Here is a 14,496-nt window from a genome sequence, read left to right as displayed (position 1 = left end):
AGGCCAGGTAGCTCTGAAACTGCCCACCACTTTGACTTTCCTGTCATCCCAACTTCTAGCAAAATAAGGATTTTGGCCATGCCTGATATTGTCGATATTGCAGTTGCTACGGAGGGTTTCTCCACCCTAGTTACAGCCGTGAAAGCGGCAAACTTGGTGGATACTCTGAAAGGCCCTGGCCCCTTTACTGTTTTTGCGCCTACCGATGCCGCTTTTGCCAAGTTGCCCCCTGGCACCATTACCACCCTGGTGCAAAACATCCCTCAACTGACTCGCATCTTGTGTTACCATGTGGTGCCCGGTCGCTTGAAAAAGGCGGACTTGGCCAAGTATCGAAGTGTAGGCTCGGTGGAGGGATCCCCCATCGATTTGTTTATCGAAGGGGACGTGTTTGAGGTAAACAATGCTACCGTTATCCAGGCCGATATTGAAGCCGACAACGGCATCATTCATGTCATCGACACGGTGATCCTCATGCGGCCCCACTGGTTCTGGCCAATCCTGCGCTCTGCGGAAAAAGAGGGCTTAGCTAGCGCCCCCTGAAGCGACACCACCACCGGCAGGCAGATCCCCCACTGGGCAGGTTCCTGCTGCAAGGTATGGGTCTTGATGACCTAGAAAGCCTTGGTGGAGTTGCTCCACCGTCTCCGGCCCACCAAAATCGGCTCCTGGAGGATCCTCGAGCGCCCCGTCAAGTCGTAGGGATCCCTGACATCGGGATTGGAGCGTTGTGAGGCGGCGGGACAAAGTTTAGATTTTCTTCACCTGCCCCGTTGCTGTTTCCCCAAGGGCGGGCTAATTTAGGGAAGGCGTTTGGTGTGAACGGCTACAGCTGCCTGCAGGGATCCCTTGCCGGCGGCTGTGGTGTGCCCCTTCCTCCAAGCGTGGGGAGGGGTCGAGGTAGCCAGCCCTTCCAGGAGGTGCCTTGCCCTGCGCCAGGGAAGAGCAAAAGGTGGGCCTCCTCAATTTCGAGGGGGCTTGCCCGTCCAACAAGTTTTGCACCAGTTTCGTTGAGCCCCATGAGCCACCGTTGCTTCGAGAGTAACCCCAGCCCTTGGCTGTCTAGAAGCGGGCCAGCTTGCCTAGCGCGAGCGGGGTCTAGTTCTGCAGCTCTTGACGCCCTAGAGCTGGCGTTCTGGGTTGCAGTGGACTTGGGACTTGCTGCTTTTGCCTTGGCGTCTAGAAGCTCTTAGTTGCCTCCAGTTTTGTGATTAGCGTCACGAGGAAATCAGCATGGTGCAAGCAAAGGAGTTGGTGACATCTGGTCAGACGGCTCTTCTCGACTCGGATCTGGAAAGCTCCTCTTCCATCCTCCTGGATACAGACAATGGAGCGGATCCCCTCGAGTTTGAACTGGATGCCAGTGACCCTGAGGCTTTGGACGAGGAGGAGGGCGACGAAGAGTTCCTCGAGGAGGAGGATGAGGCTACTGCTGCCAAAGGGCATGCGAAACGCAAATCGGCTAGCAAGAAAAAGGTCTACACCGACGACTCTATTCGCGTCTATTTGCAAGAAATTGGGCGCATTCGCCTCCTTCGGCCTGACGAAGAAATTGAGCTAGCGCGAAAAATTGCCGATCTGCTGGAGCTAGAGCGCGCCCGTGAGGCCGTTTTCGAGCGAATGGGCCTCTGGTCCAGCCCGGAGGAGGTGCCGGAGGAGCTATGGGCAGAGGAAGTCAAAATGCCCTTGCCGGAATTCCGGCGGCGCCTACACCAGGGGCGGCGGGCTAAAGAAAAGATGGTGCAGTCCAACCTGCGGCTGGTAGTCTCTATTGCCAAGAAATACATGAACAGGGGTCTCTCCTTTCAGGATCTGATCCAGGAGGGCTCCCTAGGCCTCATTCGGGCAGCCGAGAAGTTTGATCACGAAAAGGGCTACAAGTTTTCCACCTATGCCACCTGGTGGATCCGCCAAGCCATCACCCGCGCCATTGCCGATCAATCGCGCACCATTCGCCTGCCGGTTCACCTCTACGAAACCATCTCGCGCATTAAGAAAGTCACCAAGCAGCTTTCCCAGGAGTTGGGCCGCAAGCCCACGGAAGAGGAGATCGCCACTCGCATGGAAATCACCATCGAGAAGCTGCGCTTCATTGCCAAGTCGGCTCAGCTTCCTATTTCCTTGGAGACGCCTATTGGCAAAGAGGAGGACTCGCGGCTGGGAGACTTTATTGAGTCGGAGGGAGAAACTCCCGAGGAGCGGGTGGCCAAGATGTTATTGCGGGAAGATCTGGAAAGCGTTTTGGCAACCCTCACCCCTCGCGAGCGGGATGTGTTGAGGCTGCGCTATGGGCTGGATGACGGCCGCATGAAAACCCTGGAGGAGATTGGCCAAATCTTTAACGTTACCCGGGAGCGCATCCGGCAGATCGAGGCCAAAGCGCTGCGCAAGCTGCGCCATCCCAATCGCAACAGCGTGTTGAAAGAGTACATCCGCTAGCCGGGCCTAGTTAGACCTGGCTGCTACCTCCCCAGATCCTGGGAGGCTGGATCCCAGCTCCTCGAAGGGAGGAGGACACCATTGCGGCGTTTCTGGGCAGCTCTAACTTTCTACACCGCCTTGCCCCTAGGACGGGCAGCAGATCTGCAGTTTGAGGGCATCGCCGCCTGGCTGCCGGCGGTGGGTCTATTCCTGGGTGGGATCCTCTTTTTGGCCTCCCTCTTGCTTCAGGTTTTTCCAGCGGGAGTACGGGCGGCTTTACTGGTAGCGCTGTGGGTGGTGTTAACCGGGGGGCTGCACCTGGATGGGGTGGCCGATACCGCCGATGGCCTGGCGGCCAATCTCCACACCAGCTCAGAGCAGTCAGCCAGCAATTCCCACCGCCTCCAAGTGATGAGCGACAGCCACACGGGAGCCTACGGGGTACTGGCCCTAGGGCTGGTGCTGCTGTTGAAGTTTGCTGCCCTGAGTAGCCTACAAGTCTGGCCCCTTCTGCTCTTGGTGCCAGCCTGGGGTCGCTGGGGCCAACTGCTGGCCATTGCTCTCTACCCCTACTTGCGGGAGCAGGGATCCGCCCGCTTCCTCAAAGACTCCACCTCCCTGCCGGGATCCCTGTGGCCGGGCACCCTGCTCCTAGGGGTTACCACAGCCGGTTTGGGGGGAAGCGGGATCCTGGCCTGGGGGCCTCTGCTACTTTGGACGCTGGGCGCTGCTCTGGGAGCCTTGGCCGTGGGCCATTGGATCTACCGCCAACTGGGAGGACACACGGGGGATACCTACGGGGCCACGGTGGAGTGGTCTGAGGCGATAGCCCTGCTGTGGGGATCCCTGATTAAGCTCTCCTGAGGTCTCTCTTGCGCTGGGAGAGGAACCGGCTCCGCCAAGCCCAATTGTTGCCGAGCCTTCTGGCAATCCTGCTGGATTTGGTGGATCAAGTCCGCCACTTTGGGGAAGCGCCGCTCTGGGCGGATAAACCCCTGCAACGCCACCCGCACCTCCTGCCCGTAGAGATCGCCCGTCCAATCCAGCAGATGCACCTCAACCGTGTGCCGCAGCCCAGCAAACGTAGGACGGTAGCCGATGTTCATCACTCCTGGCAGAGCTCCCGCGGCAGCGGGCACCTCCACCCAGGCGCTGTACACTCCGTTGCGGGGCAAGAACTTCTCGGGCGGCAGGCGCAGATTGGCAGTGGGAAAGCCCAGCTCCCGTCCCCGGCGATCCCCTGGCACCACCTCTCCAATGAGCTGATAGGGACGACCCAAGAGCTCTGCAGCTGCTGCCACCTCCCCTGTAGCTAGGGCAGCGCGAATGCGGGAGCTGCTGACTCGCTTCCCGTTTAGTTGCACCTCCGGGATGACCTCTACTGGAATACGGCACTGGGATCCCCAGGCCTTCAGGGTTTGGGCAGTACCGGAGCGGCGATGGCCAAAGCAAAAGTCCCAGCCAACGCTGAGGTGGCGAACGCACAACCCTTGCTCAAGAACTGTCTGGATGAAGTCTTGGGGAGGCTGGCAAGCCAGGGCAGGGGTAAAGGGGAGCAGCACCACCTGTTCAAAGCCCATTTCAGCCAACAGCGCCAGCTTCTCCGCCGGCGGAGTCAGCAGCCATTGCTTTTGCCCCGTCAACACCTCCTGCGGGTGGGGATGAAACGTGAGAACCGTGCGCACCCCCTCTGGGGAGTCTCGAATTGGCTGCAGCACTTTCTGATGGCCCAGGTGCAAGCCATCGAAGTTACCAATGGCAACGGCAGTGGGCCGCAAGGCTTGAGCCAGATCAGAAGTTACATGCACCGCTTGGGATCCCCTTGGTTCTCCCTACCAGAGTGGCCAAAGCAAGGCCGTCAGGGCACTCAGCCCAACCACCCCCCACAAGCTGCGTCGCAGGCGCTGCAACACCGGCTCAACCTGATAACGGACAATGAGCCGATGCTGAGCCAGCTCCTCTTCCGATTTGACGTACATTGCCCCGTCGTACCAGCCGCTTTCTTCGTAAGGGATCCGCGGCTGCACCAAGCGCCGCCGCACGTGGGCCCAGCCCAAGTAGAGGTGGAGCAGCACTAGGCCTAGCAAGGCATTGGCTCCCAGGATCCATGCCAAGGTGAAGTGGCCCCAATCCCCGACAAAGCTGCCCCACACCAGTGGCAAAATTCCCACCGCAACCGCTCCCCACACGCCCAGGAGCCGCCGTAAGTAGGGGAGCCAGGCCAGTGTTGGCCAGCGAAAAAGAAAAGCTTCCCTTAGCTCCGCATATTGCCGCAGAGGCTGCTGCTCAGCAGGAATGGGATGGGAAGGATTCGCCATAGGGCCTTAACATATCTACACAACATGATATTAGTTGGCCTGATGCCCGCCAAGCCCAGCCTAGCTGCGGTTCAAATGCAGGGGAGAGGGGTATCGTATTAGAGTGGGGTTGCCTTATCTCCTCTCCTACCATGAGCGTCCCAGGCGAACCTGCCGCTGCTCCCTACCTGATTCTTAGAGAGCCGGACGGCAGCCAGAGGAAGTACGTTCTTGCTGGAGCCACAGCTTGGACGCTGGGCCGCGATGAGGGCAACGCCATTGTCCTCAACGATCCCAGTGTCTCCCGCCAGCACGCCCTGCTGCAGTACTTGGATGACAACAGCATCTATCTCATCGATCTGGGCAGCCGCAACGGCTCGTTTGTTAACAATCGCCGCATTAGCATTCCCACGCTGCTGCAAGACGGGGATCGCCTTACTCTTGGCCAATCCCAGCTTGAGTTTCACAGCGGATCCCTGACTAGCCCAGAGCCCGGCTCTGCCGGCAGGCCCTCGGACACCCTGGTGCTGCAGACCCGCTGGCTCATCTCAGTGGCCGTGGTTGACGTACGCGGTTACGGACAACTGACCCAACAACTGGACGAGCGGCTGCTTTCCCAGGTGATGGGCGACTGGTTCCGGCGCGGCGGCGACATCATCCAGCAACAGGGAGGCAGCGTTGATAAGTACATTGGCGACGCCATCATGGCCGTCTGGTTCCATACACCCCATGCGGATCCCTTGCCAGCCGGCCAGGCGGAGATCGAGCTTGACGTGAAGTCAGTTCTGCAGGCCCTGGTGAAGCTGTTCCAGATGACCGAACAACTGAATAGCGAGTTTCCCCTGCCCTCTCCCCTGCGCCTGGGAGCAGGCGTCAACACTGGCCCAGCCATCGTGCGCCAGGTAGGCAACACCACTCGCCAGGAGTACACGGCTCTGGGCGACACCGTCAACCTGGCCTTTCGCCTCGAAAGCGCCACCCGCACCCTCAACACTGACCTGGCCATCAGCCAGAGCACCTACGCCTACTTGACCCGACAACTAGGTCAGTCAGCCACTTGCTTCTCCCAGCAGGTGGTGGAGCTCAAAGGGTATGCCCGCCCGCACCAGGTGTACTGCTGCGATGTCCGCTCTCTGCAAGCAGTTCTCAGTCAAATCCCAAGCTCGGAGTAACTGCCGGCCTGGGGATGGCTGGCAGGGGGTACTAGGGTCCTCCCAGAGGTTCAGTTGGCCAGGGCTGCTTCCGGAAGCTTTTTACCTCCAAGACTGGGCCCACCTGCGCTGTTGTTACCCAATCTTCCCTCACCTGCCCCTGAATGGTAACCTGCAATCCCTCCTGCAGGAGCTCTTTGGGGGCGCGGAAGAGGGCGTAGTGCTGACCTGAAGGGAGCGTCAGCACCCACACCCCCCCCTCAATGTCGAGAAACTCAATGGTACCCCTAAATTCTTGCATCACTTCCTCAGAGCTAGGACGGTGCTGCTGGGCTGCAAATCCAAGATGGCTTGTGCTCCCAAGTAGGCCAGGCCCAGGCAGAGCAAGCCATTGAGGAGCAAGAAGGAGCGCCCCAACCAAGCAGAGGATCCAAGCCATAGTACCCCCTCATAGAACAGGGATCCCGACAGGAGCAGATGGGAAGCCACCCCCAGGCAGAGGCCGATGACCGCCCAGCGCCAGCGCCGATGGCCCAGGAGGAGCACCATCAACAGGCCAGGGATCAACACGCTGGCAAACAAGGGATCTAGGGCAGTGGTTGGGGCTAGGGCGGTGCCTAGCTCTGGCAGGGAGCTGCCCAGCAGTTGCAAGGGCCAGCGGGGGAAACCCACAACGGCCAACCCTTGCAGGGGGAAGAGGCCAGCGCTGCCCAGGAGGATTCCGGCCAACAGGGGCACTGTCACCGGTACGGGCTTGGGAGCTAACCACCAGCGAATGAGCACCAGGAGGATGTAGCCACCTACCACCATCAGCAGCTTGGGCACCAGGGCAATTGCGCCGCCATCAAACCAGAAGCGAGGGTTGAGGTAGCCGTTGTCGTTTAGGTACTTCAGGAAGTCCTTCAGCCACAGCACCAAGGGGTTTTCCTCCTGCTGACCCCTGGCTCGGGCCAAGGCTCTGGCTGCGTCCAGCAGACCGGCGCCGTAGAAGTTCTGTTTGTCGCCAGGCACTGGGGCAGCTGACATCTTGAGGATGGCCTCCACCTTGTCCGGATCCTTGATGCCCTGAGCCTGGATCAGCGCCGCCACGCCAGCCACGTGGGGGGCAGCCATGCTGGTGCCTTGGAAGTAGGCGAAGACCGGCTCGTCGGGGTTGCGGCGGTTGATGGTCTGCTGCAGGATGCCGTACTCCGGGTGCTCGGGCGTCTTGGCCCCACCAGGAGCAGCAATATCCACGCCCACCCCATAGTTGGAGTAGGGAGCTTTGGTGCCATCAGGCCCCGTGGCTGAGACGGCGATGACATGGGGATAGCGGGCTGGGTAGCTTACCTGGCTGGAGTTTTCGTTGCCAGCAGCTGCAACGACGGTCACTCCTTTACTGTGGGCGTAAGCTACCGCCTCTTCCATCAAGCGAGCTGAGGCGCGACTGCCCAAGCTGAGGTTGATGACGGTAGCGCCATGGTCGACGGCATAGCGGATCCCTTCCACCACGTCCGACAGGGATCCAAAGCCGTTGGCATCCAGCACCCGCACGGGCATGATCTTGGCCTTGAAGGCAACACCTGCCACGCCCAGGGCGTTGTTGGTGGACTGGGCAAGGGTGCCAGCCACATGGGTGCCGTGGCCGTTGAGGTCGGTGGGATCCTCATCGTCATCCACGAAGTCGTAGCCCTTCACAAATTCGGTCTGGGCCAGATCCGGCACCCGCGTCACCCCCGTGTCCACGACTGCCACCGTCACCCCTTCCCCTTGGGAAATCTCCCAGGCTTCGGGCATGCGGATGGCCCGTAGGTTCCACTGCTGGGAGTAAAGGGGATCGTTGGGCACGAAAGCGGCCTGGAATTGGTAGTTGGGGTGGGCATACTCAACGAGGGCTTCCCGCTGAAGCCGCTGGAGCAGCCGCCGGGTGGCCCTGGGATGAGTCGCCTCCCCAGTGGCTAGGTAAATAACCTCTTGGCGGGCAAAGGCACTGTTGCTGCTGGGTCGCAGCGTCAAGTTGTACTCCTTGGCAAGGGCAGCGATCTCACTAGGAGTAGCCGTGTTAACAAAGTTGATCACAATGCTGTCGTAGGGAGTGGATCCCTGGCCGCAGGCCGTGAGGAGTAGCGCCATCAGGCCGGCCCAGCAGAGACCCAACCAGCGTCTGAACTTCATCATGCACGCCCCCGGCATCCAAAATTGTTGCCACCAGTATGCCCTCTCGATGGGCAATTGACCAGAAAAGACTCTGCTGCCAACCCTTCCCGCAGTTGCCTGGAAAACCCAGAAAGAACTCCCTCTGGCCAAATGTTGGCTTCCAGGGCATGATGGATCTGTAAGAACTTGAAACACTTCTTAACATCAGTTTTCAGGATTGGGTCTTTAAAGAGGGAGCAGCATGAGCATCCAGTGGCAAAGGGTACTTTGCTTTGGAGTGAGTCTTTGCCTAGGGCTATGGATTTGGCTGGGCGGGGGATCTCCCCTGTGGGCGCAGCCTGCCCTGCCAGCAGTGCCGATGGAGTTGCCTCAGCCGCCTGTTCCGGTTTTGGACTTGGCGGATCAGTTGAGCAGCAAGGAGGAAGCCGAACTGGCCGAGCACCTGAGCCGGCTGGAGGAAGAAACTGGCTGGAAGCTGCGGGTGTTGACCCAGTTTGACCAAACCCCGGGCCGCCAGGTGAAGGAGTACTGGGGCCTAAACGAGCGCAGCGTTTTGATGGTGGCGGATCCCCGGGGGGGCAACCTACTGGCCTTCAACGTGGGGGATGCGGTGCGGGAGATCTTGCCGCGCACCTTTTGGATCGAGCTGCAGTCTCGCTTTGGCAACCAGTTCTATGTGCAGGAACATGGCGCCCACCGCGCCATTCTAGAGGCCGTTGAGGTTCTGGATCGCTGTTTTCGCCAAGGCGGTTGCCGGGTAGTGCCCGGGCTGCCGCAGGAGCAGTGGATCCTGACGTTGATTACCTCTATCTTGGGTGGGATTGTCTTCGGGTTTGCCGGCAAACCCCGCCAGGGAGAGGAGGTGTTTAACTGGCGCTGGGCTTTGCTCATCTCTCCCTTGTGGTTCATTTTGTTTGGGGCCTTTGGCCTTGGCCCAGTGGTTGCTCGCACCCGAGATTGGCTGCCAGTGGTGCGCAATATCTTGGGCTTTCTGGCCGGAGCTTTGGCTATTTACCTAGCTCCCATTCCACAGCCAGCAGAGGATCGGCAGTAGCTTCCTTGCCTCTCTCGGCTGTCAGCTCAATCCCCTGCCTGCTGCCCCCTAGCAACAAACTGGCAGGCGGGGACAACTTGCAAGGGAGGTGCTAGTATAATCCAGGTAGAACGGGCTGATGTAGCTCAGTTGGTAGAGCACTCGACTTGTAATCGAGCGGTCGTCAGTTCGAATCTGACCATCAGCTCTTCACTCGGGTTTGCTTGGCCATTGTCCCTAGCGGGGATCCAGCTTCTCCGGGCTCGGTTAGAGTGGCTGGAGGAGGATCCCCCCTCTCAACTTGGCTGAGGAGAGAGGGATCCCTACCCAAGGCATCTGCTAAGCCTTTGGGTGGTTTTTGTGGTCTCGGGATGTCTATGTCGCGTCTGCCAGCCGCTACGGTTCGTCGACTGCAAAAGCTGCCCCAGATTCCTTCCGTGTGGGAAGGGGATCGCCACAGCCTGCCAAGCTCGCCAGTTGCTGGCTCCCAGCCTTCTCCCGGCGAGGGGGAATGCATTCTCTGGGTGGACGGCGTTCAGGGTGTGGTGCGAGCTATGGAGGTGGTGCCTGCTGGCTCTGGCATGGAGCCAATGGTGCGGGCCTTGATCGCGGCCATGGAGCGGCCCAATGCGGGCTTGCCAGCCCGTCCCCAGAAAATCGTCGTGCGCAACCGGGAGGTGCAGTTTTTCCTGCGCGGCATTCTGCACGAGCTGGACATCAAAGTGGAATACCAGCCGGAGCTACCGCTCATCGATGAGATCCTACAAAGCTTTGCCGAGGCTCAGGAGCAGATCCCCCCACCTTTGCCAGAAAACTACGCAGAACTCCTGGCTGGCAAAGCCTTCACCCTCTGGCAGGATGCCCCCTGGGAGTACCTTGAGGATCACCACATTCTAGCCATCGAGCTGCATCAGTGGGACGTCGAAACTCTCTACGTCTCAATCATGGGACGGGCAGGAATGGAGTATGGGGTGATTTTTTACCGCTCCCTGCCCTCCCTCAAACAGTTTCGCCAGCAGGCCAGGCAAGCGGACCCTGATGAGATGGAGGAAGTCTTCCTGAGGCAGGACTGTCTCTACCTGACTTTTCAACCCCGCCATCCCGAACTGGAAGACTGGCCAAACTTGGACTTGGCAGAGTTGGATCCCGAAGAAATCGAGCCGAACTTCGGCACCATCCACCCGCTGGAGGGCTTGCGCGGTGTTTTACAGGAAGAGGAGGCAGCAACCTTGGCCGTGGCCTTGGAGGCCTTGCATTGCTTCTTGAAGCAGTACCGCCGCAAGCTGGAAAAGGGCTTTCAACCTTGTCAGGGGCAGTATTGCGTTCCCAATCCCCAAGGGGAAGCCCTGTCGGTGCAGGTGCGCACCCTGCCTGAGTTGGCGGCAGAGCTGCTGGCATTAGAGGAAGAGAAACCCACCCAAGCTCTGCTCCGAGAGGATCTGTTGCCTGAGGGAGCGCAGCTTGGCCTGGGACTGCTGCCTTGGGCCGCAGTGGAGGTGTTGCGCCGTGCAGGGCAAGTGCATCCTCTCCCTCAGAGCAAACTGGTGCAGAAGGGGGAGGGGCTGCCGGTGGTGATTGTGCGCACCTCTCGCTCCAAGGCCAAGCAACTGATTGAAAACCTGCGCGGCGAGGGGGGCCCCCAAGGGGTTTGTTTCAATACGGGAGTGGATCCCTTCGATGGCCATCGCTACGAGCTAGAAATTGTCCAGACGGGTAACCGCGACCTGCACTTGTTTGGCGAATTTCCCAAAGACGATCCCGTGCACTCAAGGGCTCGCAGGCGCTGGGAGCGGCGTTGCCGCGATACGGGGGGCTGCTGCGGGTTGGTAATCGCGATGGGGGCAAATTCCCACCAGCCAGAGCTGCCGGTGCACCATATTTTGGCCGTGTTTGAGATGCAGGCCCTCAGTCCCAAGCGGCTAGGGCTGGGTCCCTTGGTGCGCGTCAGCCGACACTTGCACTTTTGACCCGCTCAAAAATGCTGGAAGGCCTGCTGGCGGCTGAGGATCTGGCCGTTGTCTAGCCGCACCGTCCCCTGTGGATCCCAGCCGGTGACTTCGCCAATCCAGGTTGCCCCTGGCAGCTTTTCCAAGAGGTACTGGGCTATGGAAGGCTCGGCGCTAAGGAGTAGCTGAAAGTCTTCCCCGCCGTAGAGGGCCCACTCTAGGGCCTGGGCCGGAAAGACCTGCTGCAAAGCCTCTGAAATCGGGATCCGCTCCGCCTCGATCCTCGCTGCCACCCCGCTAGCCTGACACACCTGCACCAGGGCATCGGCCAAGCCGTCGCTAGTGTCCATGCCGGCAAGGCGCATAGGGTCAGGGATCGCTGCCAACAGCGGCAACAGATCCAGCCGCGGGTGGGGGTATTGGTGGGCCCTAATTAACTGCTGCTCGGCTGCCGGGACTGTAGATCCCTGCTCAGGGTGAAGCAAGAGCTCCAGGCCAGCCCGCGCATCCCCATGGGGCCCAGTTACGATGAGCCAATCGCCCGGCTGCGCCCGCTTGCGCTCAATGGCCCGCCCTGGCTGCACCGATCCCAGCGCCGTAATGGCCACAAACCGCTGGGGCGAGCGGCACAGATCCCCTCCCACCACTTGGCATCCCCAGGGGGCGCAGCAAGCCTGTATTCCCTGGTAGAGCTCCTCCACCCAGGCCACTGGTGTGGAGGGCGGCAGGCCCAGGCCTACGAGCAACGAGTGGGGACGGGATCCCATTGCCGCCAAGTCCGACAAATTGGCAGTTGCCGCGCGCCAGCCCACGGCATGCGGTGGGGTGGTCGAGTTGCTAAAGTGAACTCCCTCTACCAAGACATCGGTGGTTACCACCAACTGTCCTTGGGGAACAGCCAACACTGCGGCATCATCCCCTACCACCTGCTCAGGACAGTAGCGTTGCACCACCTGCAGTAGACCTGCCTCGCCAATGGCTGAGATCGGGAGAAGCTGGTGAGAATCCTCGGGAGGATCAGAAAACAGAGGAGGCTTCTGGGGATGCACGTGGGCGGAAGGGTCTTGAGGATCCTACTCTGCTAACCTACGGGTAGCTAGCCTCACCTTAACCAAGAGGTATCCCCTAGCTTTTGGAACCCATTTCGGCAGCTTGGAGTAAAGCCCTGGCCCGTTGCTGATCCAACTGAGCCTGCAGGCGCTCCTGCTTGTCACTGCTAGTGTTCAAAACTTGGTTGGCCTTCTCCAAAAGAGCTTGAGCTGCAGCCTTGTCGACTTGTTCTCCTCGCTCGGCCCGGTTGACTAGAACCGTTACCTCGTTGTTTTCCACTTCTGCAAAGCCACCCATCACGGCAATGGCCGACCACTTGCCACCGGCCTTGACCCGCATCACGCCGTTGCCGATGGCTGTCAACAGGGGAGCGTGATTGGTCAGGATACCCAGCTGGCCTGAGGTGGCAGGGAGGATCACTTCCTCGGCAGGGGCATCCCAAACAACGCGGTCAGGAGTAATCACGCGAACCACCAGCGTCACGGCAAGTCTCCTGAAGCTTGAGCTTGGCTGTTTTTATCCTACCGGATGGCGGTTGCACCCAGCTCTGCCCGTTTCCAAGCCGAGGGCAAGACTTAACCCAAGCATAACCTCCTCTTTACTTCAGCGGGAAAGGCAAGCGATATGGTGTAGTCGAGAACACGGATCCTTGGTCCCAAGGCCGACTCTTGTTCTCCCTCAACAGGGGAAAGGCCGCCCGCTGGAACCCAAGTTTGCCCCAGCAGAGCTAGCTCATGACGCCTGAAACGACGCCCAGCCAGTATGTCAAACGGGAGCGTCAGCTCCTAGAAGACCTCTACCGAGGCCGCAGCCTATCTTCCTACAGCCCTCGCCAAATCATTCCTCTGCCGCCCGAAGAGTGGGTGATTGTCTGCCGGGGCGTAGTGCAGTTGAGCACTGTCTATGCCAACGGGAGCGAGGCCATTTTGGGCTTTGCCGTTCCCTCCATGCCGCTGGGATCCCCGCTGACAAAGTTGGATCCCTACCAAGCTAAGGCGTTGACGGCAGTTGACGTGCTGCGGCTGTCGGCAGCCGAGGTGGAAGCCTCAGAAACCCTGAGCCAGGGGCTGCTCAAGCAGTTGGTGCGGCGACTGCGCCAAACCGAAGCGCTGCTGGCTCTGGCCGGGCGGCGGCGAGTGGAGGATCGGCTGCGTCAGTTGCTCTCCCTGTTGGCAGTGGAGTTGGGATCCCCCATCGCGACGGGAGTGCGCCTGCAGGTGCGCCTTACGCACCAAGACTTGGCCAATGCCATCGGCACTACCCGCGTCACCATCACTCGTCTTTTGAACCGTTTCCGCCAGCAGGGCTGGATCACGGTGGACAAAAACCACCATCTCATCATCAAGCTGGCCCAAACGCCGCTCTGAAAGACTTATACAACGCTGGACAAAAGCGGACTTTTGCTCCAGGTTGAGGCTTTCTTCCTGCTTCCACGACCCATAGCTAGTAGCAGGCTCAACACCTACCACCCCGCCAGAGGGATCTCCACAGGCGTGACTTCCCGTCGAGCTGACGGTAGTTGCTCCTTACCCTTAGAGGGCACACAGGCTAAAGACGGAGCCAACTTTAGCCTAGGCAAAGTGCCTACCAGAAAAGATGTACTAAAAGATGTACTTGCAAGCCTACTAGCTCAGCCAATCTACGTCAAGGCAGGAGGTTGGTTATGCCGCAAAGTGGCCGATTGTACGGACTCCGTCCCGCTTACGCTATCGGTGAATCAAGGACTAGAGGAGAGCCCTGATGGCTTTAAGCCTGGCGTTGGAGCTGTTGGAGAAGCCAGTTGGCGGCCGCCGTGTTGGTTTCGTTGGCCAAGCGTTCCAGAGTCTGCTCAAGCAGGGCTATCGGCAGGCCCGCTAGCACCTGCGACTGGGCAATGGCCCGGTAGCGTCCATCCTCGGCCAGGGCAAAAGCAAAAACACGCCGCCCTTTGACATGATGACCCAGTACTCAGGAATGCCCAGGCTGGCGTAGAGCTGCTTTTGCTCGTCTAGGTCAAGGCTGAGGGTGGTGTCGGCAATTTCGCCCACCAGGTCGGGAGACCTTTGGAAACGCAAGTCAATCCGCCGCGGCTCGCCGGCTTGGTATCTGGGGATGTTTTCTCCCTTGTAGAGCACTAGGTCGGGGGCGCAGGCGTGGGTTTCTGGGTACTCAATCAGGCAGCGACCGTAGGACTGCAGCGGCACGTCCGGGTGCAGAAAGGCCCAGGCGAAAAAGATTGCCGTCATCAAATCGCTGACGGAGGCGTGCTCTGGCCCTTCCTTGCCCATGCTGACCCACAACCAGCCCTGGTAAAAAGAAATCTTCTGCCAGTCCAGGGTGGGATGGTTGCAAATGGTCAAGTAGTCCTGCCAGGTGGCGTCGTGCCGCTCGAGGATGGAAGGGGTAGCCGGCTTTGAGGCAAGAACCATTGCTCTTCCCTCAGGGGGTGGGGGAACTTTCCCTCAAGCCTATCACCCGTCCTC

The 14,496-nt window shown here is 59.8% G+C and carries 14 protein-coding genes and 1 tRNA gene; 8 read left to right on the top strand and 7 right to left on the bottom strand.

Going from position 1 to position 14,496, the window contains the following annotated elements; translation table 11 throughout:
- Positions 1-78 precede the first annotated feature (78 nt).
- The 3 genes from NW806_RS01695 (at position 79) to cobS (ending at position 3,285) form a co-directional block, all read left to right on the top strand.
- The gene (locus tag NW806_RS01695) at positions 79-543 is read left to right on the top strand and encodes a fasciclin domain-containing protein (protein ID WP_414405283.1); all 465 of its coding nucleotides are present in this window, start codon (positions 79-81) and stop codon (positions 541-543) included.
- A 690-nt stretch (positions 544-1,233) separates the two neighbouring features.
- Positions 1,234-2,439 (top strand): RNA polymerase sigma factor RpoD, encoded by a 1,206-nt coding sequence (gene rpoD / locus NW806_RS01690; protein ID WP_414409774.1) that lies wholly within the window; start codon positions 1,234-1,236, stop codon positions 2,437-2,439.
- A gap of 81 nt (positions 2,440-2,520) precedes the next feature.
- Positions 2,521-3,285 carry an adenosylcobinamide-GDP ribazoletransferase gene (gene cobS, locus NW806_RS01685; RefSeq protein ID WP_414409773.1) on the top strand — a complete coding sequence of 255 codons (765 nt, stop codon included), beginning with the start codon at positions 2,521-2,523 and terminating at the stop codon, positions 3,283-3,285.
- Here the strand turns inward: cobS and NW806_RS01680 are convergent.
- Both NW806_RS01680 and NW806_RS01675 read right to left on the bottom strand, forming a co-directional pair.
- Positions 3,216-4,229 (bottom strand): bifunctional riboflavin kinase/FAD synthetase, encoded by a 1,014-nt coding sequence (locus tag NW806_RS01680; RefSeq protein WP_414409772.1) that lies wholly within the window; start codon positions 4,227-4,229, stop codon positions 3,216-3,218. The two genes, cobS and NW806_RS01680, sit on opposite strands and share 70 nt — an antisense overlap.
- Positions 4,230-4,253: 24 nt before the next feature.
- On the bottom strand, positions 4,254-4,739 hold the full coding sequence (locus NW806_RS01675) for a CGLD27 family protein (RefSeq protein ID WP_414394899.1): 486 nt from the start codon (positions 4,737-4,739) through the stop codon (positions 4,254-4,256).
- 131 nt (positions 4,740-4,870) lie between these two features.
- Between NW806_RS01675 and NW806_RS01670 the strand changes: the two genes are divergently transcribed.
- The gene (locus NW806_RS01670) at positions 4,871-5,890 is read left to right on the top strand and encodes an FHA domain-containing protein (RefSeq protein WP_414409771.1); all 1,020 of its coding nucleotides are present in this window, start codon (positions 4,871-4,873) and stop codon (positions 5,888-5,890) included.
- Positions 5,891-5,921: 31 nt separating this feature from the next.
- Here the strand turns inward: NW806_RS01670 and NW806_RS01665 are convergent, their stop codons facing one another.
- Positions 5,922-6,170, bottom strand: a complete 249-nt coding sequence (locus tag NW806_RS01665) for a hypothetical protein (protein ID WP_414409770.1) — start codon at positions 6,168-6,170, stop codon at positions 5,922-5,924.
- A complete protein-coding gene (locus tag NW806_RS01660; RefSeq protein ID WP_414409769.1) occupies positions 6,170-8,026 on the bottom strand; it encodes a S8 family serine peptidase in 1,857 nt (618 codons plus the stop codon). Before NW806_RS01660 ends, NW806_RS01665 begins: the two co-directional genes overlap by 1 nt.
- Before the next feature lie 337 nt (positions 8,027-8,363).
- Between NW806_RS01660 and NW806_RS01655 the strand changes: the two genes are divergently transcribed.
- The 3 genes from NW806_RS01655 (at position 8,364) to NW806_RS01645 (ending at position 11,005) form a co-directional block, all read left to right on the top strand.
- Entirely contained in the window at positions 8,364-9,059 is a 696-nt protein-coding gene (locus NW806_RS01655; RefSeq protein ID WP_414395147.1) for a TPM domain-containing protein, read from the top strand.
- Between the two features lie 114 nt (positions 9,060-9,173).
- Positions 9,174-9,246 (top strand) — tRNA-Thr (locus NW806_RS01650).
- 169 nt (positions 9,247-9,415) lie between these two features.
- Positions 9,416-11,005 (top strand): DUF6930 domain-containing protein, encoded by a 1,590-nt coding sequence (locus NW806_RS01645; protein ID WP_414409768.1) that lies wholly within the window; start codon positions 9,416-9,418, stop codon positions 11,003-11,005.
- Between the two features lie 5 nt (positions 11,006-11,010).
- On the opposite strand, the gene thiL is transcribed toward NW806_RS01645, so the two are convergent.
- Together thiL and atpC are read right to left on the bottom strand one after the other, a co-directional pair.
- Positions 11,011-11,970 carry a thiamine-phosphate kinase gene (thiL, locus tag NW806_RS01640; RefSeq protein ID WP_414409861.1) on the bottom strand — a complete coding sequence of 320 codons (960 nt, stop codon included), beginning with the start codon at positions 11,968-11,970 and terminating at the stop codon, positions 11,011-11,013.
- A gap of 139 nt (positions 11,971-12,109) precedes the next feature.
- Positions 12,110-12,517 carry an ATP synthase F1 subunit epsilon gene (gene atpC / locus NW806_RS01635; RefSeq protein ID WP_414394905.1) on the bottom strand — a complete coding sequence of 136 codons (408 nt, stop codon included), beginning with the start codon at positions 12,515-12,517 and terminating at the stop codon, positions 12,110-12,112.
- Positions 12,518-12,768: 251 nt separating this feature from the next.
- Between atpC and NW806_RS01630 the strand changes: the two genes are divergently transcribed.
- Complete coding sequence (locus NW806_RS01630; RefSeq protein WP_414409767.1) at positions 12,769-13,401, top strand: Crp/Fnr family transcriptional regulator; 633 nt, start codon at positions 12,769-12,771, stop codon at positions 13,399-13,401.
- 486 nt (positions 13,402-13,887) lie between these two features.
- Here the strand turns inward: NW806_RS01630 and NW806_RS01625 are convergent, their stop codons facing one another.
- Positions 13,888-14,442, bottom strand: coding sequence for a Uma2 family endonuclease (locus NW806_RS01625; protein WP_414409766.1), 555 nt, complete (start codon positions 14,440-14,442; stop codon positions 13,888-13,890).
- Positions 14,443-14,496 lie beyond the last annotated feature (54 nt).

This window comes from Synechococcus sp. W65.1, from assembly GCF_047461615.1.
Taxonomy (GTDB): domain Bacteria; phylum Cyanobacteriota; class Cyanobacteriia; order Thermostichales; family Thermostichaceae; genus Thermostichus.
The sequence above is the reverse complement of the archived record's forward strand: the minus strand, read 5'-3'. Positions and strand labels throughout refer to the sequence as shown.

Coding starts and splice junctions, on each gene's coding strand:
- NW806_RS01695 (WP_414405283.1), top strand. CDS start 79: ATGCCTGATATTGTCGATATTGCAGTTGCTACGGAGGGTTTCTCCACC.
- rpoD (WP_414409774.1), top strand. CDS start 1,234: ATGGTGCAAGCAAAGGAGTTGGTGACATCTGGTCAGACGGCTCTTCTC.
- NW806_RS01675 (WP_414394899.1), bottom strand. CDS start 4,739: ATGGCGAATCCTTCCCATCCCATTCCTGCTGAGCAGCAGCCTCTGCGG.
- NW806_RS01670 (WP_414409771.1), top strand. CDS start 4,871: ATGAGCGTCCCAGGCGAACCTGCCGCTGCTCCCTACCTGATTCTTAGA.
- NW806_RS01665 (WP_414409770.1), bottom strand. CDS start 6,170: ATGCAAGAATTTAGGGGTACCATTGAGTTTCTCGACATTGAGGGGGGG.
- NW806_RS01660 (WP_414409769.1), bottom strand. CDS start 8,026: ATGATGAAGTTCAGACGCTGGTTGGGTCTCTGCTGGGCCGGCCTGATG.
- NW806_RS01655 (WP_414395147.1), top strand. CDS start 8,364: ATGGAGTTGCCTCAGCCGCCTGTTCCGGTTTTGGACTTGGCGGATCAG.
- NW806_RS01645 (WP_414409768.1), top strand. CDS start 9,416: ATGTCGCGTCTGCCAGCCGCTACGGTTCGTCGACTGCAAAAGCTGCCC.
- NW806_RS01630 (WP_414409767.1), top strand. CDS start 12,769: ATGACGCCTGAAACGACGCCCAGCCAGTATGTCAAACGGGAGCGTCAG.
- NW806_RS01625 (WP_414409766.1), bottom strand. CDS start 14,442: ATGGTTCTTGCCTCAAAGCCGGCTACCCCTTCCATCCTCGAGCGGCAC.